The organism is Pseudogemmobacter humi (genome assembly GCF_900609055.1).
In the GTDB taxonomy this organism is placed as follows: Bacteria; Pseudomonadota; Alphaproteobacteria; order Rhodobacterales; family Rhodobacteraceae; genus Pseudogemmobacter; species Pseudogemmobacter humi.
Genome location: NZ_UXAW01000033.1, coordinates 160,395 through 181,800 on the forward strand (window position 1 = coordinate 160,395; position 21,406 = coordinate 181,800).

Here is a 21,406-nt window from a genome sequence, read left to right on the forward strand (position 1 = left end):
GACGGTTACTCGGCGGGCACCTTCTCGGCCGCGTCCGAGAGCGGATGCGACAGATGCGGCAGCATCTCTTTCGGGCAGACCTGAAGGAAGCGGCGCTTCTCAACCTCCCAGTCCGCCAGGATCTTCGCCGCCTTGCGCGAGCCGGTCTCGGCCTGGTGGCGCGCGACCATATCCCTGAGCTGCGCTTCCCAATGCGGATGGCTTACCCCGCAGACCAGCAGGCTTTCCGGGTTGACCTGGGCGGCGGCGGTATTGTCCGGGTCGTAGATATAACCCATGCCGCCGGTCATCCCGGCGCCGAAATTCGCCCCCACCGGGCCGAGGATCACCGCGACGCCGCCGGTCATATATTCGCAACCGTTCGAGCCGCAGCCCTCGATCACCACTTTCGCGCCCGAGTTCCGCACCGCGAAACGCTCGCCCGCGCGGCCCGCGGCGAACAGCCAGCCGTCGGTCGCGCCGTAAAGCACGGTGTTGCCGATGATCGTATTGTCTTCTGCCACCAGCGGCGAGGCCATATTCGGTCGCACCACGATGGTGCCGCCTGAAAGCCCCTTGCCGACGTAATCGTTCGCGTCGCCCGAAACCTCGATCTTCAGCCCGTTTACCGCGAAGGCCCCCAGCGATTGCCCGGCATTGCCGGTCAGCTTCACCGTCAGGTGGTCGGGTTGCAGGCTGTTCCGCATCCCGAACTTGCGCACGATATGCGACGAGGCGCGGGTGCCGATGGTGCGGCTGGTGTTCCTGACCGCGTAAGAAAGCTGCATCTTCTCGCCATCCTCGAAGAAGCGCGCGCCGTCCTTGACGATTTCGGCGTCCAGCGTGTCGGGCACGGCATTGCGCGGCTTCGAGCGGTCATAGGTGATGCGGTTCGAGCCATCGACGGTGATCAGCAGCGGATTGAGGTCGAGATCGTCCAGATCCGCATGGCCGCGTGAGACCTGCACCAGCAGATCCGCCCGCCCGATCACCTCGTCCAGGCTGCGCGCGCCGATAGAGGCGAGGATCTCGCGCACTTCCTGGGCGTAGAAGGTGATCAGGTTCACCACCTTGTCGGCGTTGCCGGTGAACTTCGCCCGCAAAGCCGGATCCTGGGTGCAGACGCCCACCGGGCAGGTGTTCGACTGGCATTGCCGCACCATGATGCAGCCCATGGCGATCAGCGCGGCGGTGCCGATGCCGAACTCTTCCGCGCCCATCATCGCCGCCATCACGATGTCGCGGCCGGTGCGCAGGCCGCCGTCGGTCCTCAGCGTCACCCGCTCGCGCAGGTTGTTCATCGCCAGCACCTGATGCGCTTCGGTCAGGCCCATCTCCCACGGCAGGCCCGCGTATTTGATCGAGGTGCCGGGCGAGGCGCCGGTGCCGCCGTTGTGGCCGGACACCAGGATGGTGTCGGCTTTCGCCTTGGCCACGCCCGCGGCGATGGTGCCGACTCCGCTCGCCGATACCAGCTTGACCGTCACCTTGCAGCGCGGGTTGATCTGTTTCAGATCGTAGATCAGCTGCGCCAGATCCTCGATCGAATAGATGTCGTGATGCGGCGGCGGGCTGATCAGCGTCACGCCTTTGGTCGAGTGCCGCAGCCGGGCGATCAGTTCGGTGACTTTCATCCCCGGAAGCTGGCCGCCCTCGCCGGGTTTCGCGCCCTGGGCTACCTTGATCTCCAGCTCCTCGCAGGCGTTCAGATATTCCGCCGTCACCCCGAACCGGCCGGAAGCCACCTGCTTGATCTTGGCACAGGGGTTGTCGCCGTTGGGGAAGGGGTTCTGATGCGCCGGATCCTCGCCGCCCTCGCCGGAATCGGATTTCGCGCCGATCCGGTTCATGGCGATGTTCAGCGTCATATGCGCCTCGGGCGACAGCGCGCCGAGCGACATGCCGGGCGTCACGAACCGCTTGCGGATCGAGGTGATCGACTCGACTTCCTCAATCGCCACCGGCTTCGCCAGCGGCTTGATGTCCAGGAGATCGCGCAGATGGATCGGCGGATTGGCCCGCATCGCCGCGGAATACTGCTTCCACAGATCATAGCTTGCCCGGTCGCAGGCGGCTTGCAGCATGTGCATGGTTTGCGCTTCCCAGGCGTGTTTCTCGCCCGAGCGCCGCGCCTTGTAGAAGCCGCCGATGGGCAGGACATCGGCGCCGCCGAGCCAGCCGCGGGCGTGGACCTCTTCGATCTTGCGCTCGATCCCGTGCAGGCCGATGCCCGAGATGCGGCTCTGCATTCCCGGGAAATATTCCGCCACCATGGCGCGCGACAGCCCCACGGCCTCGAAATTAAGCCCGCCGCGATAGGACGAGACGACCGAGATTCCCATCTTGGCCATGATCTTCAACAGCCCCGCGTCGATGGCCTCGCGGTAGCGGCGCATCGCGTCGAGCAGGCTGCCTTCCAGCAGGCCCCGCCCGATGCGGTCGGCGATGCTGTCCTGAGCGAGATAGGGGTTCACCGTGGTCGCGCCGCAGCCGATCAGCACCGCGAAATAATGCGGGTCGATGCACTCGGCCGAGCGCACGTTGATCGAGCAGAAGGTCCGCAGCCCTTTGCTGGTCAGCCAGCTGTGCACGGCGCTGGTGGCGAGGATCATCGGCATCCCCACCTTGTCCTGGCCCTGATGTTCGTCGGTCAGCACCAGTTGCCCCGCGCCCGAGCGCACGGCGTCCTCGGCCTCGGCCCGGATGCGTTCCAGCGCGCCTTGCAGATCGTCGAGCGACGGCCCCACCGGGAAGGTGCAGTCGATGAAACCCACCTGGTCGCCGAACTGCTTCACCATGGCGTCGAATTCGGCATTGGCGACGAAGGGGCTTTCCAGCACCAGGATCTCGGTCTGGCTGGAGTTCTCGTCCAGCACGTTCCTGAGGTTCCCGAAGCGGGTTTTCAGGCTCATCACCCTTCCCTCGCGAAGCGAGTCGATGGGCGGGTTGGTCACCTGGCTGAAGTTCTGGCGGAAGTAATGCGACAGCGGCCGGTAGACCGACGAGAGCACCGCGGGCGGCGTGTCGTCGCCCATCGAGGCGATCATTTCCTTGCCGTCCTCGGCCATCGGGGCCAGCACCTGCTCCAGTTCCTCGATCGTATAGCCGGCGGCGATCTGGCGCTTGCGCAGCTCTGCGCCCTGGAACATCGCGGTTTCGGGCAGCAGGTCCAGATCGGGCGAGAGGTTGACGATCTTGCCCACCCATTCGCCATAGGGCTGGGCGGCGGCCAGTTTGTTCTTGATCTGGGTGTCGTGATAGAGCCTGCCCTCGGCCATATCGACGGCGATCATCTGCCCCGGGCCAAGCGCGCCCTTCTCGCGGATGGTCATCTCGTCGACCGGCACCATCCCGGCCTCAGACCCCGCGATCAGAAGACCGTCGCCGGTGATCACGTAGCGCATGGGCCGCAGCCCGTTGCGGTCCAGCCCGCCGCAGACCCAGCGACCGTCGGTCATCGCCAGCGCCGCCGGGCCGTCCCAGGGCTCGATCACCGAATTGCAGTAGGAATACATGTCGGCCCAGGCCTGGGGCATGGTGTCGGTCTGTTTCGACCAGGCCTCGGGGACCAGCATGGTCTTGGCCATCGGCGCCGAGCGGCCCGAGCGCACCATCACCTCGAACACCGCATCCAGCGCGCCGCTGTCCGAGGTGCCGCCGGGGATGATCGGCTTGATGTCCTCGGCCATGTCGCCGAAGGCAGAGGAGGCCATGCGGATCTCATGGCTCTTCATCCAGTTGACGTTGCCTTTCAGCGTGTTGATCTCGCCGTTATGCGCGAGCATGCGGAACGGCTGCGCCAGCCACCATTGCGGGAAGGTGTTGGTGGAATAGCGCTGGTGATAGATGGCGAAGGCGGATTCAAACCGCTCGTCCTGGAGGTCGGGGTAGAAGACCGAGACCTGTTCGGCCAGCATCATCCCCTTGTAGATCACCGACCGGCAGGACAGCGAGCACAGGTAGCAGCCGTAGATCCCGGCGGCGGTGACAGCCTTCTCGATGCGGCGGCGGATGATGTAGAGTTCGCGCTCGAACTGTTCGCGGTCGATGTCCTTGTCGCAGCGGATCAGGATCTGCTCGATCTCGGGGCGGGTGGCATTGGCCTTCTCGCCCAGCACCGACACGTCCACCGGCACATGGCGCCAGCCGTAGATGTAATGCCCCATCCGCAGGACTTCGGTTTCCACGATGGTCCGGCAGCGCTCCTGCGCGGCGAAATCGGTGCGCGGCAGAAAGACCTGGCCGACGGCGATCCATTTCTTCGGATCGGGCTCGTGCCCGGTGCGGCGCACCACGTCGTAGAAGAACTGCACCGGGATCTGCACATGGATCCCCGCGCCGTCGCCGGTCTTGCCGTCGGCATCGACCGCGCCGCGGTGCCAGATCGCCTTCAGCGCGTCGATCCCGGCCTGAACCACCTTGCGCGAGGGTTTGCCGGACAAGGATACGACCAGCCCGACGCCGCAGGAGGAATGCTCGTCTTCCTCGCGGTAAAGCCCGTGCGTGTTCAGGAACGCGCGCTTTTCCTCTTCGGCTTTCACCCAGGCTTCATCGTATTTCGTCATGGCTCACTCCCTGGGGCTGGCGTCTTGCGGTTCGGCGGAAACCGAGGCGAGGAAATCGGCTTCGGTCATCTTCACGGTCTCGCCGGCAAAGGCGAAGGCATCGGGCTTGCGGTCGATGAACATCTCGGTTTCCAGCACCATGCCGGACAGATCGTCCATCAGCCCGGCGGCGATGAAATGGCTGTGCTCCTGATCCGGAATGGTCAGGTGATACCACAGCGTCGAGCCGCAGATGCGGCAGAAGCAGCGCTCGGCCCAGTCCGACGAGGTATAGCAGGCGACGCTCTCCTGGCCTTCGATGGTCAGGTTAGCCCCGGCCACGCCGAAGCCGACGAAGCTGAGCCCCGACCAGCGGCGGCAGGTGCCGCAATGGCAGGCGTGCAGGCCGTGGCCGGTATCCTGGACGGTGATCCGCACCGCGCCGCAAAGGCAATGTCCGGTTTTAGTCGCCATAGCGGGCCCTCCACAGCCGTTCGCGCGCGGGATCGGCGGCCGGATCGACCGGCGCGCGGGTCATCAGCGGATCGCAGTCGAACAAGGGGCGGGTCGAGGCGAAGCCCGGCTCGCCCGGGAAGATGAAATCCAGCGGGCTGCCGTCGATCGGCAGCCACTGGCCATCGCCCAGATCGGTCTGGCCCGGCCCGGCGAAGAACAGCCGCATCTCGCGGCTGATGTATTCGTTGCCGCGCCCGGCGCGGATCGCGGTGCCGGAACCGTCGGTCTCGGTCGCCTCGTATTCGGTTTCTTCCAGCAGAACGCCGCCGATGGTGACAGTCCGCCCGGTCAGCCGGTCGAAGCCCTTGACGAGGGTGTCCACCCCGTTGTCGCGCGACAGGCTGAACTCGAACGTGTCGATCCCGGTTTCGATCAGTTCGGAGAACGAGGCCGGATCGGGCCGGTCGGCGTCCAGGGTCTGGCGCACCGGCGGGTTCGTCTCCAGGCTCTCGACCCATTCCGTCTCGCGGTTGATGCGCGAGCGGAAGAACAGCCCCTCCTGGTCGAAATCGGCCCGCCACTGATCGCCCTCGGGGTCCGCGGCGCAGCGGTAGTGGTTCGACACCCGGCAGCCCTTGGCCTGGACGGTCATGAATATCTCGCAGCCTTCGGGCGCGGTCCAGGTGCGGGCAAGCGCCGGGGCGGGCAGCAGGGCGGCAAGCGCGAGGAAAGAAAGAACGGATTTCATACCGGAACAACCTTCTGGTGACGGATCGGACGGGCCGAGCCTAACCCATGGCCGGCCGCATCCGTGTTCACTTCCTTGCCGGGAAGGGTATTCCCGCCCATCGGGCCGCGGGGGCAGGGGAAGGCGAGGCGCTGCCACGGGAGCCATCCTTCCCCGGATTATTCCGCCGCCACCGCGCCGGCGGTCTGCGCCAGATACGACAGGATCGAATCCGCCGCCTCGCGCCCGTCGCGGATCGCCCAGACCACGAGGCTGGCGCCCCGCACGATATCGCCCGCGGCATAGACGCCTGGCAGGCTGGTCGCGTGGCTGCGGAAATCGGCCTTGATCGTGCCCCAGCGGGTGACCGCCAGTTCCGGCACGCCCCAGAGCACCGGCAGATCCTCGGGCTCGAAGCCGAGCGCCTGCACCACCAGATCGGCGGGCTCCAGGTAATCGGCGCCCTCGATCACCTCGGGCGCCTGCCGCCCCGAGGCATCGGGCGGGCCGAGGCGCATCTTCTGGACCATCACGCCCTCGACCACCGTGCCGCCGCTGAAGCCCCTGGGCGCGGCGAGCCAGACGAATTCGACGCCCTCTTCCTCGGCGTTCTGCACCTCGCGCTGGCTGCCCGGCATATTGGCGCGGTCGCGGCGGTAGAGGCATTTGACCGAGGCCGCGCCCTGACGGATCGCGGTGCGCACGCAGTCCATCGCGGTATCGCCGCCGCCGATCACGACGACGCGCTTGCCCTCGGCGTTCAGCGTGCCGTCCTGGTATTCCGCCACCGCATCGCCGAAGGAGAGCCGGTTCGAGACGGTCAGATAATCAAGCGCCTTCACGATCCCCGTGGCGCCCGAGCCCGGGGCCTCGATCTCGCGGATCTTGTAGACGCCGGTGGCGATCAGCACCGCATCGTGGCGCGCGCGGATCTCCGCGAAGGACAGATCCTGGCCCACGGCGCAGTTCATCACGAAGCTGACGCCCGCGGCCTCAAGCTGTTCGATCCGCCGCATGACCACCGGCTTCTCCAGCTTGAAGCCGGGGATGCCGTAGGTCAGCAGCCCGCCTGCGCGGTCGTAACGGTCGTAGACGGTGACCTGCACGCCAGCGCGGCGCAGCCGGTCGGCTGCCGCCAGCCCGCCGGGGCCGGCGCCGATGATGCCGACGCTTTCCGCGCGCTCGAACGCCGGGCGGCCGGGCTGGACCCAGCCTTCCTCCCAGGCGGTGTCGGTGATGTATTTCTCGACCGAGCCGATGGTGACGGTGCCGTGGCCCGATTGCTCGATCACGCAATTCCCTTCGCAGAGCCGGTCCTGCGGGCAGATGCGGCCGCAGATCTCGGGGAAGGTATTGGTGGCCTGGCTGATCTCGTATGCCTCCTGCAACCGGCCCTCGGCGGTCAGGCGCAGCCAGTCGGGGATGTTGTTGTGCAGGGGGCAATGCGACTGGCAATAGGGTACGCCGCACTGGCTGCACCGGCTGGCCTGTTCGGCGGCCTTCTGGGCGGCGAACTCGCGGTAGATCTCGTCGAAATCCTGCCTGCGGTCGGAGGCGTCACGCTTCTCGGGCATCTCTTTGCCCAGGGTGACGAATTTCAGCATCTTTTGCGTGGCCATGGCTGCGCAGCCCCTTCCGATTTGCGGCTGCGCTTTTCCTATCGCCCTGCGCGACGGAATAAAAGTCAGTATGGTTTACCTATATGCGGATTTTTGGCGTGACGGGATCAAAAATCTGCGCGCATACCTGCACAATAGGTCAGTATAGTTTCCAGACGTGCTCATGAAACCAGCAGCAACCCCACCAGGGCAGCCGAGCCGACGATGATTCGCCACCAGCCGAACACCGCGTAGCCGTGCCTGCCGACATAGTTCAGCACCCACCGCACCACGAAAATCGCGGTCACGAAGGCCACCGCGAAGCCGACGGCGATGTCGGACACCGCGCTGAAGTCCAGCACCTCGCGGTTCTTCCACAGATCGTAAGCCACCGCCGCGCCCATGGTCGGCATCGACAGCAGGAACGAGAACTCTGCCGCCGCCCGCTTTTCGACCCCCATCAGAAGGGCGCCGACGATGGTTGCGCCCGAGCGCGACACCCCCGGCACCATGGCAAGGCATTGGCACAGGCCGATCGCCAGCGATTTGCCGAAGGGAAGCGCCAGCGCGTCGGTGTGTTTCGGCTGTTTCGGCGCGATCCGGTCCACCGCCAGCAGCACGAAACCGCCGAGGATCAGCATCACCGCGATCAGAACCGGGGTCTCGAACAACACTTCCTTGATGAATTTGTGCAGCAGAAGCCCGATCCCCACCGCCGGCAGGAAGGCCAGCAGGATCGAGACGATGGCACGCCGCGCCCCATCGTCGTGCCGTGCCGCGAGGAACAGTTGCGTCAGCTTCGCGGCATAGACCGAGAACAGGGCCATGATCGCGCCAAGCTGAATCACCACCTCGAAGGTGTTGCCCGCCGAATGGAAGCCGAGGAAATGCCCCGCCAGCAGCAGGTGGCCGGTGGAAGAGACCGGAATGAACTCGGTCAGCCCTTCCAGAAGACCCAGAAAGGTTGCGGTCAGCAGATTGTCCAAAGCTCTTACGCCTTTTTCAGATTCTTCGCCGAATCCTTGATCGCGGCGAACTGGCCCGAGGGGCGGAAGCGCCACAGGTAGTCGGGCAGCACCGCCTCGGGTGCGACGGGGGTGATGCCGAGATCGGCGAATCCCTTCGCGCCTTCGCCGGCCACGTTGTCGCGCCGCAGCATCTTCAGCTGGTCGCGGGTGATCACGTTGTTGCTGATCAGCCCGAAACTGACCGCCTCGGCCATGTCCAGCCCGAAGGCGAGCGGGGCCATCAGCGCCGACGGCAGATTAAGCACCAGACGGCGGCGGCGGATCACCGGCATCATCCGCTTCAGAAGCTCGGCAAGCGTCGCGGTTTCCGGCCCGCCCAGTTCGTAGATCCCGGGCGCGGCCTCGCCGGTGACGGCCTTCACCGCCGCCAGCGCCACGTCGTCGACATGCACCGGCTGGAACCGGCATTTGCCGCCCGCGAGCGGAAGGACCGGCATGAACTGCGCCATTCCGGCGAATTTGTTGAAGAACCTGTCCTCGGTGCCGAAGATAACCGAGGGGCGCAGGATCACCGCCGCGGGGAAGGCCTCCAGCACCGCTTTTTCGCCCGCGGCTTTCGAGCGGGCATAGAGCGACGGCCCCTCCGCATCGGCGCCGAGCGCCGAGATATGCACGAGTTGCGCCACGCCTTCGGCTGCCGCGGCACGGGCGATGTGGTCTGCGCCCTGGACATGGACCGAGTCGAAATTGTTGCGCCCGCCCTTGCGGAAGGTGCCGACGCAGTTGACCACCGCATCCGCCCCGGCCATCGCGCGGCGCACGCTGGCCTCGTTGCGGATGTTGCACAGCACGGGCTCGACCTGGCCCGGCACGCCGTAGGGCCTGACGAACAGGGCCTCGTTCGGGCGGCGGACGGCTATGCGGACGCGCCACCCCAGCCGGGCGAGGCGCCGCGCGACGTAGCGGCCGACAAAGCCCGAACCGCCGTAGATGGTGACCAGCTTGCTCATGCGGAATGCTCCCGTGCGGGCCTGATATGCTTCCCTTTGTTCCATAGCCCCGGCGCTTCCGGCCAGCAAGACCAAAGCCCGCACTGCCCCGGGGACGGGGTGTCGCGGCGGCTGGCATGGTGTCTGAATTTTCTCTGCGGGCCGTGTTGACAACCCCCTGACGCCCCTATACATCGCGGCTCACGACATCGCCCAGATGGCGGAATTGGTAGACGCGCTGGTTTCAGGTACCAGTGCCGCAAGGCGTGGAGGTTCGAGTCCTCTTCTGGGCACCAATAACTACCCGTAAGCTGTTGTTTTACTGGAAAGCTCCCACCTGAGGGAGCTTTTTCCTTTTTTAATACCAGCCAATGTTCAAGTGGCTGACAATCACCCGATGCCAGCACTTATGACGCCCACCGTCATATGCGGGAACAGCGGGTAATTCCGGAACACCATGCCGGTGCGGCGGAGCCTGGTTGATCGGACGCGCGTCCGGCCGGACCTCGCCATCCGTTGCCGTCTTGAAACCGGAACGCATCATCGGAGAGGGGGTGCCGGAGCCCGAGGGCCCGAGCATGGTCAGACCCCCCCTGGCGCTGGCCAGGTTCAGATCCCTCACCACAAGCGAGACGCGCCCCCCGCCCGATGCGCAACCGGCGCGCGGAAAATACCGGGCCAGGACGACAGGGGGCGGGACTTTGACCGCCCGTGACGCAATCGTCCCGATGCGAGGGGCGGAGCGGCGGTCAGGCGTAGTCCGGCAGACTGAGAGCGGATTGCGGGCGCGGCCGTCCCTCGGGCAGCCCCGCCAGGCTCCGCCTCATGTTCTGCGGCGTGGTGCCGAAGCGTTTGCGGAACATCCGGTTGAGGTGAGAGGAATCGCAAAACCCGCATTCCACCGCGATCTGCGCGACGGATTTGTCGGTGCTTTCCAGCAGCCGGCAGGCCATCGTCAGCCGGATCCCCAGAGAGGCCGCCTGGGGCGACGTGCCGAGCGATGCCCGGAAATGCCGCTCGATCTGGCGCTTGCTGTGGCCCATCCGCCGGGCGATCTCGGTCACTGAAAGCGGAGCATCGAGGGTGTGCTGCATGATCAGCAAGGCGCGTCGCACCATCGGGTCCTGGGTCCGCAGGTCGAGCGGGATGCCCGGCTGCGGATTTTCGGGGCGCAGCGCATCGTCGATGATCATGATGTGCAGGCTCTTGCTGGCCTCGGACCGGCCGACGTGTTTCTCAACCAGATAGGCCGCCAGATGGGCCGAACTCGCGCCGCCGGAACAGGTCAGCCGGTCGCGGTCCACCACGAAGATCTGGTCGGACACCGGATCGAGCCCCTCGAACTGTTCGAGGAAATCGACCGGGTGGAACCAGCTTACGCAGCAGCGATACCCGTCGAGCAGCCCGGCCCGGTGCAGCAGGAAGGCGCCGGTGCAGATGCCGATCAGCGGCACCCCGGCCGCGGCGGCCTGTTGCAGATAGCGATTGTAGGCCGCGCCGAGGCTGGCCATCTCGTCGATCAGCCCGCCGACGACCACGATATAGTCGAACCGGGCCGGATCGCCCAGGCGCTCATTGGGCTGAACGGTGATACCGCAGCTTGACGGCACCGCCTCCATCGTGTCGGACAGCACGGTCCAGTCGCACATGATCGGGCGGCTGCGGTCGCCTTCGTCGGCGGCCAGCCTCAGCACATCGACGAAATTCGCGAAAGCGCAGAGGGTGAATTTGCGCGCAAGAATGAAGCCCACCGACAGGCGCGGGCTGCCCGGCCCCTGCCGCCTGATCCGGGGTGCGGTCCGCCGCGCAACCGCACCAAGGCCGGCAACTTCATTGCGCATCGTCATAACTCCTCAGCCCGGCCCCGGCCGCCGCCCGTTCCGGGCAAGGCCGGATCTCATCAGCTGTCGTAGAGATAATTCCCCTTTGACGCAAACGTCCTATTTTTGCCTGGCAGCATGTCGCACTGGTTCCAAAGGCCGCTCGGGATCGAAGGCCGACCACAGGGCCGGTCCCGAAGGGGCGGATTGTCTGCAAGATCGCCCGCGGCGCGCTACAGTCGCTGCGGGAAGCCCGGATGCGAATCGGGCAGGTCTTCAGGCCGATGCCGTCTGTCCGGCGGGAGTCACCAGGCCTTATGAACGACCGGCACGTCACAACCCGCCAGAGGATTACAGGAGTTAAAATGTCAGCATTCCCCGACAGAGCAAGAGTGGTGATCGTCGGACTTGGCGGGATCGTGGGCGCCTCGGTCGCCCATCATCTGATCGAACGCGGATGGGACGACATCGTCGGCATCGACAAGTCGGGCATCCCGACCGACATCGGCTCGACCGCGCATGCCTCGGATTTCTGCTACGCCACCAGCCACGATTATCTCAGCACCTGGACCACGCTCTACTCGATCGACTTCTTCGAGAAGCTGGGCCATTACGCGCGCGTCGGCGGCCTTGAGGTCGCCCGTGTCGGCGACGACGCCCGGATGAACGAGCTGAAACGCAAGGTCGCCTCGGGCAAGGCCTTCGGCACCCGCGCCAGCATGATCTCGCCCGCCGAGGTCAAAGAGAAGTTCCCGCTGATCGAGCAGGATCAGATTCAGGGCGCGCTGTGGGACCCGGATGCCGGGCTGGTCATTCCGCGCTCGCAGACCGTGGCGGGCAAGCTGGTCGACCGGGCCGAAACGTCCGGCAAACTGCGTGCCTTCTCCAACTGCCCGGCCACCTCGCTGGTGATCGAGGGCGGGCGGATCAGGGGCGTCGTGACCCCGCGCGGCACCATCATGGCCGATCTGGTCGTGGTCTGCGCCGGGCTCTGGGGCCGGCTGATCGCCGAAATGGCGGGCGAGGACCTGCCGGTCTTCCCGGTCGATCACCCGCTGACCTTCTTCGGTCCCTACAACGAATTCGAGAACACCGGCAAAGAGATCGGCCGGCCGCTGCTGCGCGACCAGGGAAATTCGGCCTATCTGCGCGACACCGGGGATCCCAAAACCACCGAAGGCGGCCAGATCGAATGGGGCTACTACTACGAGAGCGACCCGCGCCTGTGCCATCCGCGCGACATTCTGGAGAAGGAATTCGCCCGGCTCTCGCCCTCGCAGCGCGATCTGGAGCTTGAGGACGTTCTGTCCCCGCTGGAACGCGCCATCGAACTGACCCCGATCCTGGGCGAGCTGGGCTATAACGAAAGCCATTCGTTCAACGGGCTGTTGCAGACCACCACCGACGGCGGGCCGTCCATCGGCGAAAGCCAGAAGGTGCGCGGGCTGTGGTATGCCGTGGCGATCTGGGTCAAGGATGCGCCGGGCATGGCGCGGCTGGTCGCCGACTGGATCACCGACGGGCGCACGGCGATCGACCACGCCAGCATCGACTATTCGCGCTTCAACCCCTATGCGCTGGAAGCGAAGTTCATCGAAGAGCGCTGCGTCGAGACCGCCTCCAAGATCTACAATCCGCCGGTCCACCCGCGCGAGCCTTTCGGCGGCGGCCGCAACATCCGGCGCTCGCCTTTCTATCAGCGCGAGGTCGAGCTGGGCGGCCATTTCATGGAACTCGGCGGCTGGGAACGCGCCCATGGCTATGCCGCCAACGAGCCCCTGCTGGAGAAATACGCCAGCCAGATCCCGGTGCGTGAACACGAATGGGACAACCGCCATTTCTGGCGCGTCTCGAACGCCGAGCATCTGGAGATGACCGCGGATTGCGGCCTTATCAACCTGTCGCATTTCCATCTCACCGACATCACCGGGCCGGATCACGTCGAACTGCTGGAATGGCTGAGCGCGGCGAAGATCGGCGGCGACGGCAATATCGGCAAGGGGATCTACACCCATTTCCTCGATGACGAGGGCAATGTCCGCGCCGACTTCACCCTGTTCCGTCTGGCCGACCGCATCCGGCTGATCAACGGCGCCGATGCCGGTCCGCGCGATCTGCATTACATGCGCCGCGTGGCACAGGATCGCGGGCTGGACGTGACCGTCACCGATGTGACCGAGAAATACGTCACCATCGGCATCTGGGGTCCCAATGCGCGGGTGAACCTGCAAAAGGTGGTCGAAGATCCGGCGGCGCTGGAAAAAGAGAACTTCCCCTTCGCCGCCATCCGGCCGATCCGCATCGCCGGCAAGGACGTGACCGCCTTCCGCATCTCTTATGTCGGCGAGCAGGGCTGGGAACTGCACATGGCCTATGAGGACGGGCTGGCGGTCTGGGACGCGCTGCGCTCGACCGGCGTGATCGCGGTGGGGGTGGAAACCTACGCCAACTCGCGCCGGCTGGAAAAGAGCCTGCGTCTCCAGAACGCCGACCTGCGCACCGACTACAACCTGCTGGAGGCCGATCTGGCCCGGCCCAAGGTCAAGGAGGCCGATTTCCGCGGCAAGGCGAAGCATCTGGAGCATCGCGCCCGCGATCATCAGCCCGCGATGCTCTGCACCCTGATCCTGACCGACAACCTGGACAGCAACGGCATCGCCCGCTATCCGGTCGGCATCCTGCCGGTGCAGGATCCGGAAACCGGCGAAACCCTGGTGGACGAGCTCGGCCGCCGGTCCTGGACCAGCTCCATCGTCTTCGGCCCGACCATCGGCAAGAACATCGCGCTGGCCTATCTGCCCTGGTCGCACTGCCAGGAGGGCCGCAGGCTACAGGTCGAATATATGGGCGAAACCTTCCCGGCCGAGGTCGCAGGGGTGGGCTACAAGCCGCTTTACGACCCCGAGAACCTCAAGCCCAGAAGCTGAGGCGCACCGGCGGGCGCGGAGAACCGCGCCCGCCCGCTGCTCTGATACCTTCCCCATCCTGGCTGTCTGAGCCCACGGTTTGACGGCGCGCTCTTTTCTCTGGAAGGGAAGGGCGCCCATGGGGCAAATTCATCACCCCGGCGCCACGGCCACGCAGGCTGTCCGGGCCGCGATACAGCCATCGCCAGGTCGAAGGCCGCCCCGCTCTCGGTTCGGCGGTGGGCGGGCTCGCGCCGCTGAGCCAGGTATCACCCCCAGGACGGTCGCGAATTGGCCACGGTTCAGGACAGGAAGACCGAAGCGTCGGAGCCGCGCTCGACGGTTATGTCCGAGGGCGAGGAAGCGGCAGTCACGGCCTTGCGGCGCCATACGCTGCTGCCGTTGGACGACCGTCTTCAGGCCCTCCAGTCACCGATTCCTTGCCTGACCCGACCGGAGCCGTGAGGCCGTGATGATTTCGGGCATTACGGAGACGGCGAACGCCACGCACAGGCCAGCGCCTCAAAAGGTGCTTTGAAGCCGGTAGCGCAGCCCGGGATAGAGCAGCCGCACCGATGAGACGAGTGCGCCATCGGACCAGGTGCGCCTGCGGATGAGCAGGCATGGCTCAGAGCGCGAAATCGCAAGATGCCGGCACTCCCATGGCTGAGGCAGCACGGCTTCGATGCTTTGCTCGGTGCGTGAGATCGGCGCGACGCGGGTCAGATAGGCGTTCGGGGTCAGCAGATTGAAGTCCTGCTCCAGATACTCCGGCGCCATCGCGGCATTGACGAAACGGTCCTCAAGCTGGATCGGCGCCTCGTCCTCGTGATGCACGATCACCGAATGGAACGCCGTCCTGCCGGGCTGGCTTTCAAGCATCTCCGCAAGTTCGGGTCCGCAGATCTCCTGCTGAAGCAGGATGACCGAGGCCCGGTGCCGGCTGCCGCGTTCGTGGATCTCGTCGGCGATGTTGCGCACGTCGAGAAAGCTCGTGCTGCGTTTTCTCGGCATGACGAAAGAGCCCCGCCCCTGGATGCGCAGGATGACGCCTTCGCCCGCGAGTTCGCGCAGCGCCCGGTTGGCGGTCATACGGCTGACGCCGAGGGCCTCGACCAGCTCGTTCTCCGAGGGGATGCGGTGATTCTCCGGCCATTCGCCGCTTTCGATGCGCTTTTTGATCTGCTCTTTCATATGTTTGTAGAGCGGTTCCCGGCGCGAGCCGGATAGCTTGTCCAGCGCGGCCCCCGTCTCTGGTCCGGTCATCTTCTGCATGTCACTGGCCAGGCCTGCTGCGCCGGTATCTGCCGCCATTTTCGGCCATCCTTATGAATTGCCGCAGCTTGCCTTTCTTTTTGCTTGCTGTCCAGTGAGAGACCTGCTTAGTTGCATATACAACTTAACCGGGGCGGGCGATGCAGAGACTGTTTTGCGACCATGCGTTCCTTCCCTCGGGCTGGGCTCAGAATGTCCTTCTGACAATCGACGACCGGGGGCTTGTTGCCGGGTTGAGTGTCGGGGAGGCGTGGAATCACCGTGATCCCCGCGCAAGTGGCCCGGTGGTTCCGGCAATGGCCAATCTGCACTCGCATGCCTTTCAGCGCGCCATGGCGGGCCTGGCCGAAACATCGCTTTCAGCCGAGGACAGCTTCTGGACCTGGCGCGATCTGATGTATCGCACCGTCGGCATCCTTTCGCCGCAGGATCTGGCTGTAGTTGCCTGCAAGTTGTATATTGAACTTATGCGCGGCGGCTTCGGGCGCATCACCGAGTTCCACTATCTGCACCACCGCCCCGATGGCCAAGCCTACGGTGATCGGGCCGAGATGTCGCTCCGGATCCTGGAGGCGGCCGCCCGGACGGGGATCGGTCTGACCCATCTGCCGGTTTTTTATGCGCATTCCGGCTTTGGCGGCGCGGAAGCGGGCATTGGTCAGCGGCCTTTCCTTCATTCGGTCGAGGGGTTTCTCCGTCTGCTCGACGATCTTCGTGCGCCCTGCATCGCTTCGGGCGCTACGCTGGGCCTTGCGATTCACTCGCTGCGGGCCGCGACGCCCGAACAGATGCGCGATATTCTGGCGGCAGAGCGGACGGGCGGCCCGATCCATATCCACGTCGCCGAACAGGAACTGGAGGTTTCGGCCTGTCTCGACTGGAGCGGTCGCCGTCCGGTGGAGTGGTTGCTGGACGAAATGCCCGTGGATGCGCGTTGGTGCGCCATCCATGCCACCCATCTCACCGATGACGAAATCCGCCGCCTCGCGGCCTCGGGCGCGGTGGCGGGCCTTTGTCCGGCAACCGAGGCCAACCTCGGCGACGGGATCTTTCCGGCGGTTGCATATCTCGGCCGGGGCGGGGCCTGGGGGGTGGGCACCGACAGCCATGTCGCGACCTCGGTCGCCGAGGAACTGAGGATGCTGGAATACAGCCAGCGGCTGCGCGACCGCAGACGCAACCGCCTTGCGGATGGTCCCGGCGCCTCGGTGGGCGAAAGTCTGCTGCGCGGCGCGGTGGCCGGGGGCGCAAGGGCCGCAGGCCAGGCGCTTTGCGGGATCTGCCCGGGCGCCAGCGCCGATCTTGTCGTTCTCGATGGCAGCAACCCCTATATCCAGGCCGCTGCCGGGAACAAGATCATCGACCGCTGGCTGTTCGCCACAGAGGCGCAGGTCGTGCGCGACGTGATGGTCGCGGGGAAATGGACCATCCGCGACAGGGAACATCCGCTTGAGCCCGAGATCGACCGGGCCCTTGCGAAGGTGCTTGCAAAACTGCGCTGAGGCGCAGGCCAAAATGGCTGGCCCGGTCCGGGGCGGCCTTCAACAGGGGAATACACGCCCGATGCGGATCAGACCCGACGCAACGCGTCCTGTGAAGACGGGGCTGACGCTCCGCCCGGCGGAACCGGAGGCCGCCGGAAGCCGCGGCGGGGATCACGCCGATATGGCGACGATCTTCCGGAAGACTGCGCGGCGGGGATCCCCGGCTTCCGCCACCGGATCCATCTGATCACAGCGAAGGAGCAGTCCGATGTTTCCCGAAGCCCTGCACATTTCCATCCGGGAGCCGATCAATGATCTCGTTCAGAGCATCGTCGTCAACTACGGCTTCGTGTTCAAAGCGATTTCCCAGGTCATCCTGAAGGCGATCCTTCTGTTTGAGTGGGTTTTGCGCGGTCTGCCGTGGTGGGTGGTCTTTGCGGCCTTTCTGGTGCTGACCTGGGCCTCGTGCCGCAAACCCGGCATGGTGGCTTTCGTCGCGGTGCTGCTGTTCGCGGTCGGGGCCTTCGGGCTCTGGGATCTGACGATGCAGACGCTGGCGCTGATGCTGATCTCGACCGTGATCGCCGTCGTCATCGGCATTCCGATCGGGATCTGGCTGGCGAAAAGCCAGCTGATGCGGCGGGTGACGCTGCCGCTGCTCGATATCATGCAGACCATGCCGAGCTTCGTCTATCTGATCCCGGCGATCATGCTGTTCGGGCTGGGCAAGGTGCCGGCGGTGCTGGCCACCATCATCTATGCGGTGCCGCCGCTGATCCGGCTGACGGATCTGGGCATCCGGCAGGTGGACGGCGAGGTGGTCGAGGCCGCCACCGCCTTCGGCGGCAGCCCGCGCCAGATCCTGTTCGGGGTCGAGCTGCCGCTGGCCACGCCCACGATCATGGCGGGGCTGAACCAGACCATCATGATGGCGCTTTCGATGGTGGTGGTCGCCTCGATGATCGGCGCGCGCGGTCTGGGCGAGCAGGTGCTGAACGGCATTCAGACCCTGGATGTCGGCAAGGGGCTGGAGGCCGGGATCGGCATCGTCATCCTGGCGATCGTTCTCGACCGGATCACGCAGGGTTTCGGACAGTCCGCGCAGAAGGGCAGGACCAATGAGTGAGATCGAGATCAGGAACGTCTTCAAGATCTTCGGGGCCGATACGCGCACGGCTCTTGCCATGGCGCGCGACGGGGCGGACAAGTCTGCGATCCTGGCAAAGACCGGATGCAGCGTCGGGCTGAACGACGTCAGCCTGCGCATTCCGCCCGGCCGGGTCTTCGTCATCATGGGGCTGTCGGGGTCGGGCAAATCCACCCTCGTGCGCCATATCAACCGCCTGATCGAGCCGACGAGCGGCGAAATCCTCGTCGATGGCCGCAACGTCCTTGGGCTTTCGGCCCCCGAATTGCGCGATTTCCGCAAGAGCCGGGTCAGCATGGTGTTTCAGAGCTTCGGCCTGATGCCGCATCGCAGCGTGTTGCAGAACGTGATCTATGGGCAGCGTGTGCGCGGTCTTTCCAGGGCCGAGGCCGAGCCGATCGGTATGAAATGGATCGAAACCGTCGGTCTGACGGGTTATGAGAACAAATATCCGTTCCAGCTTTCGGGCGGGATGAAGCAAAGGGTCGGCCTTGCGCGGGCGCTGGCCGCCAATACCGACATCATCCTGATGGACGAGGCGTTCTCGGCGCTGGATCCGCTGATCCGGGGCGAGATGCAGGATCAGTTGATCCAGCTTGAGCACGATCTGGCAAAGACCATCGTCTTCATCACCCACGATCTGGACGAGGCCCTGCGCATCGGCGCCGAGATCGCCATCCTGAAGGACGGCAAGCTGGTCCAGGTCGGCACTCCGCATGAGATCCTGACCTCGCCCGCCAATAATTATGTGGCCCGCTTCGTCGAGCGGCGCAGCCTTCAGGGAGGGGAGCAGCATGGCTGACACGGTTCTGTTCGACGGCGCGCCGGACTGGCGCGCGATTGCCGCCATCGCCCGTGGCGCACGGCTCGGGCTGTCGCCCGCCGCAGAGGAGCGGATCCGCCACGCGCGCAGCCTGGTCGACAGCCTCGTCGCCAGCGGCACACGCGGCTACGGGATCAACACCGGGGTGGGCGCGCTTTGCGATGTGGTCATCGACCGCGACCGTCAGGCGCAGCTGTCGCGGAATATCCTGCTCAGCCACTCCTGCGGCGTCGGGGCTCCGCTCGGGCGCGAAGAGACCCGTGCGATCATGGCCGCTCAGATCGCGAATTTCGCCCATGGCTGTTCAGGGGTGCGCCCCGAGACCGTTGCGGCGCTGGTGGCGCTGCTGAACGCGGACATCCTGCCGGTGATTCCGTCGCGCGGCTCGGTCGGCTACCTGACCCATGCCGCCGCGATCGGCCTCGTGCTGATCGGCGAGGGCCAGGCCCGGATCGGAGACCGCATCGTCTCCGGCGCGCAAGCCATGGCCGAACTGGGGCTGGCGCCTCTGGTGCTGGCGGCCAAAGAGGGGCTGAGTCTGGTCAATGGCACGCCCTGCGCCACCGGGCTGGCGGCGCTGGCGCTGGCGCGGATGGAGCGGATGCTCGGCTGGGCCGATGCCGCCGCCGCCGTCAGCTACGAAAACCTCGGCGCGCAGAACGCGGCTTTCGATGCTGTGCCGCTCGGGTTGCGCAAATCCGACGGGCTCGCCGCCAGCGGCGCCAATCTGCGCGCCTGGCTGGCGGACAGCGAAATCCTCGCAAAGGGGGCGGGGCGGCGCACGCAGGATCCGCTCAGCCTTCGGGCCGTGCCGCAGGTCCATGGCGCGGTGCGCGACGCCTTCTGCGAAGCGGTCAGGGTAACGGATCGGGAACTTGCCAGCGTGACCGACAATCCGGCCGTCACCGGCACGCCGGCCGCCCCCGAAGTCTGGTCTCAGGCCCATGCCGTCGGGGCGGGGATGGCGCTTGCGCTGGACGGGCTTGCCACCGCGGCCGCCACCCTTGCCGCCATTTCCGAGCGCCGCACCGACCGGCTGGTCAATCCGCTGGTCAGCGGGCTGCCTGCCTTTCTCGCAGCCGGGGGCGGGGTGTATTCGGGCTTCATGATCCTTCAGTATACCGCGGCTTCCCTCGTCGCAGAAAATCGCAGGTTCGCCGCCCCGGCCACGCTGGATGGCGGCATCACCTCGGCCTTGCAGGAAGACATCCTGACCCATGCCACGCCCGCGGCGGGCAAGCTGTTGCAGATCCTCGACAATCTCGAACTGGTGCTGGCGATCGAGCTGCTGGCGGCGATGCAGGCCTATGACATGCAGCCCGATCCGGCCGCCCGCCGCGCCCCCGCGACCGACCGGCTGTATCGCTTCATTCGGGCGCTGCTGCCCGCCTATCGCGACGACCGCCCGCTGAACGCAGATCTGGCCCTTTTGCGCGCCCGGATCGCGGACCGCGATCTTTCCGGGCCGGAGATGCTCTGATGTCGGTTCTCTATACCAATGCCCGCCTGATGACGCTGGAAGGCGAGGGCCTGGGCCTCGTCGACAAGGGGGTGCTTTGCACCGAGGGCACGCAGATCGTCTATGCCGGTCCCGCCGATGGGTTCACTGCGCCCGGGGGGGCGAGGGTGGTCGATTGCGGGGGCCGCTGGATCAGCCCGGGCCTCGTTGATTGCCACAGCCATATCGTTCACGCCGGAACGCGGGCGCGCGAGTTCGGGATGCGTCTCGAAGGCGCCAGCTATGAAGAGATCGCGCGGGCGGGCGGCGGCATCATCTCTTCGGTGATGCAGTTGCGCGCCGCATCGCAGGAGGCTTTGCTCGAACAGAGTCTGCCGCGGCTCGATGCGCTCATCGCCGAGGGGCTGACCACCATCGAGGTGAAATCCGGCTACGGCCTGACCATACCGGACGAACTGAAGATGCTGCGCGCCGCGCGGGCGCTCGGGCAGAAGCGGCGGGTGCGGGTTGTGACAAGCTGGCTTGCCGCCCATGCCACCCCGCCCGAATACAAGGGCCGCAACGCCGATTACATCCGCGAGGTCGCGCTGCCCGGTCTGGATGCCGCCCATGCCGACGGGCTGGCCGACGGGGTCGATGCCTTCTGCGAGGGGATCGCCTTCAGCCCGGAGGAGTTGCGCCCGCTGTTCCGGCACGCCCGGGCGCTCGGCCTGCCGGTCAGGCTTCATGCCGATCAGCTGTCCAATCTCTCGGGCGGCGCCTTTGCCGCCGGCTTCGGGGCGCTTTCGGCGGATCATCTGGAATATGCCGATGCGGCGACGGCGGCCGCCATGGCGCGCGCGGGCACGGTTGCGGTGATCCTGCCGGGAGCGTTCTATTTCATCCGCGAGACCCGGAAGCCGCCGATCGCCCTGTTTCGCGAACATGGCACCCGCATGGCGCTGGCGACCGACAACAATCCCGGCAGCTCGCCGCTGACCTCGCTGCTGCTGGCGATGAACATGGGGGCGACGCTGTTCGGCATGACGGTGGCGGAATGTATCGCGGGCGTCACCCGCGAGGGCGCGCGCGCGCTTGGGCTGCTGGCGGAAACCGGCACGCTGAGCGCGGGCAAACGCGCGGACCTGGCGATCTGGTCGATCGGAGAGCCGGCCGAGCTCGTCTGCAATATGGGCCTCAACCCGCTGCATCGCCGTATCTGCGGCGGGGTGGCGGACTGAGCCGGGAGGAC

General features: G+C 66.0%; 14 protein-coding genes, 1 tRNA gene and 1 pseudogene. 7 read left to right on the forward strand and 9 right to left on the reverse strand.

From position 1 onward, the window contains the following. Positions 1-5: 5 nt before the first annotated feature. The 6 genes from gltB to XINFAN_RS02570 form a co-directional block, all read right to left on the reverse strand. On the reverse strand, positions 6-4,544 hold the full coding sequence (gene gltB / locus XINFAN_RS02545; protein WP_124084921.1) for a glutamate synthase large subunit: 4,539 nt from the start codon (positions 4,542-4,544) through the stop codon (positions 6-8). Between the two features lie 3 nt (positions 4,545-4,547). Continuing rightward, on the reverse strand, positions 4,548-4,997 hold the full coding sequence (locus XINFAN_RS02550) for a GFA family protein (RefSeq protein WP_124084922.1): 450 nt from the start codon (positions 4,995-4,997) through the stop codon (positions 4,548-4,550). Continuing rightward, positions 4,987-5,727: a hypothetical protein gene (locus XINFAN_RS02555; RefSeq protein WP_124084923.1), complete on the reverse strand. Its 741-nt coding sequence runs from the start codon at positions 5,725-5,727 to the stop codon at positions 4,987-4,989. The genes XINFAN_RS02550 and XINFAN_RS02555 overlap by 11 nt, the downstream gene beginning before the upstream one ends. Positions 5,728-5,885: 158 nt before the next feature. Then, complete coding sequence (locus tag XINFAN_RS02560) at positions 5,886-7,325, reverse strand: NAD(P)-dependent oxidoreductase (RefSeq protein ID WP_124084924.1); 1,440 nt, start codon at positions 7,323-7,325, stop codon at positions 5,886-5,888. 161 nt (positions 7,326-7,486) lie between these two features. Next, positions 7,487-8,290 carry an undecaprenyl-diphosphate phosphatase gene (locus XINFAN_RS02565; RefSeq protein WP_124084925.1) on the reverse strand — a complete coding sequence of 268 codons (804 nt, stop codon included), beginning with the start codon at positions 8,288-8,290 and terminating at the stop codon, positions 7,487-7,489. A gap of 5 nt (positions 8,291-8,295) precedes the next feature. Beyond that, positions 8,296-9,282 carry a complex I NDUFA9 subunit family protein gene (locus tag XINFAN_RS02570; protein ID WP_124084926.1) on the reverse strand — a complete coding sequence of 329 codons (987 nt, stop codon included), beginning with the start codon at positions 9,280-9,282 and terminating at the stop codon, positions 8,296-8,298. 190 nt (positions 9,283-9,472) lie between these two features. Between XINFAN_RS02570 and XINFAN_RS02575 the strand changes: the two genes are divergently transcribed. After that, positions 9,473-9,557, forward strand: a tRNA-Leu gene (locus XINFAN_RS02575). A gap of 121 nt (positions 9,558-9,678) precedes the next feature. On the opposite strand, the pseudogene XINFAN_RS22155 reads toward XINFAN_RS02575, so the two are convergent. Together XINFAN_RS22155 and XINFAN_RS02585 are read right to left on the reverse strand one after the other, a co-directional pair. After that, a pseudogene (locus XINFAN_RS22155) lies at positions 9,679-9,943 on the reverse strand (hypothetical protein); the annotation flags it as partial. A 67-nt stretch (positions 9,944-10,010) separates the two neighbouring features. Beyond that, positions 10,011-11,108 carry a GlxA family transcriptional regulator gene (locus XINFAN_RS02585; protein ID WP_435530838.1) on the reverse strand — a complete coding sequence of 366 codons (1,098 nt, stop codon included), beginning with the start codon at positions 11,106-11,108 and terminating at the stop codon, positions 10,011-10,013. A 338-nt stretch (positions 11,109-11,446) separates the two neighbouring features. Between XINFAN_RS02585 and XINFAN_RS02590 the strand changes: the two genes are divergently transcribed. Further along, on the forward strand, positions 11,447-14,008 hold the full coding sequence (locus XINFAN_RS02590) for a GcvT family protein (protein ID WP_124084928.1): 2,562 nt from the start codon (positions 11,447-11,449) through the stop codon (positions 14,006-14,008). A 501-nt stretch (positions 14,009-14,509) separates the two neighbouring features. Here XINFAN_RS02590 and hutC read toward each other — a convergent pair. Beyond that, positions 14,510-15,301, reverse strand: coding sequence for a histidine utilization transcriptional repressor HutC (hutC, locus tag XINFAN_RS02595; RefSeq protein ID WP_199286345.1), 792 nt, complete (start codon positions 15,299-15,301; stop codon positions 14,510-14,512). A gap of 101 nt (positions 15,302-15,402) precedes the next feature. On the opposite strand from hutC, the gene hutF reads away from it, so the two are divergent. The 5 genes from hutF to hutI all read left to right on the forward strand — a co-directional run bounded on the left by hutF (position 15,403) and on the right by hutI (position 21,395). Continuing rightward, the gene (gene hutF, locus XINFAN_RS02600; protein WP_124084929.1) at positions 15,403-16,764 is read left to right on the forward strand and encodes a formimidoylglutamate deiminase; all 1,362 of its coding nucleotides are present in this window, start codon (positions 15,403-15,405) and stop codon (positions 16,762-16,764) included. Positions 16,765-17,014: 250 nt separating this feature from the next. Then, positions 17,015-17,872, forward strand: a complete 858-nt coding sequence (locus tag XINFAN_RS02605; protein WP_124084930.1) for an ABC transporter permease — start codon at positions 17,015-17,017, stop codon at positions 17,870-17,872. Next, entirely contained in the window at positions 17,865-18,695 is an 831-nt protein-coding gene (locus tag XINFAN_RS02610) for a quaternary amine ABC transporter ATP-binding protein (protein WP_124084931.1), read from the forward strand. Before XINFAN_RS02605 ends, XINFAN_RS02610 begins: the two co-directional genes overlap by 8 nt. Continuing rightward, positions 18,688-20,196: an HAL/PAL/TAL family ammonia-lyase gene (locus XINFAN_RS02615; protein WP_124084932.1), complete on the forward strand. Its 1,509-nt coding sequence runs from the start codon at positions 18,688-18,690 to the stop codon at positions 20,194-20,196. Before XINFAN_RS02610 ends, XINFAN_RS02615 begins: the two co-directional genes overlap by 8 nt. Then, on the forward strand, positions 20,196-21,395 hold the full coding sequence (hutI, locus tag XINFAN_RS02620; RefSeq protein ID WP_124084933.1) for an imidazolonepropionase: 1,200 nt from the start codon (positions 20,196-20,198) through the stop codon (positions 21,393-21,395). The genes XINFAN_RS02615 and hutI overlap by 1 nt, the downstream gene beginning before the upstream one ends. Positions 21,396-21,406 lie beyond the last annotated feature (11 nt).

Coding starts and splice junctions, on each gene's coding strand:
- XINFAN_RS02615 (WP_124084932.1), top strand. CDS start 18,688: ATGGCTGACACGGTTCTGTTCGACGGCGCGCCGGACTGGCGCGCGATT.
- XINFAN_RS02610 (WP_124084931.1), top strand. CDS start 17,865: ATGAGTGAGATCGAGATCAGGAACGTCTTCAAGATCTTCGGGGCCGAT.
- XINFAN_RS02590 (WP_124084928.1), top strand. CDS start 11,447: ATGTCAGCATTCCCCGACAGAGCAAGAGTGGTGATCGTCGGACTTGGC.
- hutF (WP_124084929.1), top strand. CDS start 15,403: ATGCAGAGACTGTTTTGCGACCATGCGTTCCTTCCCTCGGGCTGGGCT.
- XINFAN_RS02570 (WP_124084926.1), bottom strand. CDS start 9,282: ATGAGCAAGCTGGTCACCATCTACGGCGGTTCGGGCTTTGTCGGCCGC.
- hutI (WP_124084933.1), top strand. CDS start 20,196: ATGTCGGTTCTCTATACCAATGCCCGCCTGATGACGCTGGAAGGCGAG.
- XINFAN_RS02560 (WP_124084924.1), bottom strand. CDS start 7,325: ATGGCCACGCAAAAGATGCTGAAATTCGTCACCCTGGGCAAAGAGATG.
- XINFAN_RS02550 (WP_124084922.1), bottom strand. CDS start 4,997: ATGGCGACTAAAACCGGACATTGCCTTTGCGGCGCGGTGCGGATCACC.
- gltB (WP_124084921.1), bottom strand. CDS start 4,544: ATGACGAAATACGATGAAGCCTGGGTGAAAGCCGAAGAGGAAAAGCGC.
- XINFAN_RS02605 (WP_124084930.1), top strand. CDS start 17,015: ATGTTTCCCGAAGCCCTGCACATTTCCATCCGGGAGCCGATCAATGAT.
- XINFAN_RS02555 (WP_124084923.1), bottom strand. CDS start 5,727: ATGAAATCCGTTCTTTCTTTCCTCGCGCTTGCCGCCCTGCTGCCCGCC.
- hutC (WP_199286345.1), bottom strand. CDS start 15,301: ATGGCGGCAGATACCGGCGCAGCAGGCCTGGCCAGTGACATGCAGAAG.
- XINFAN_RS02585 (WP_435530838.1), bottom strand. CDS start 11,108: ATGACGATGCGCAATGAAGTTGCCGGCCTTGGTGCGGTTGCGCGGCGG.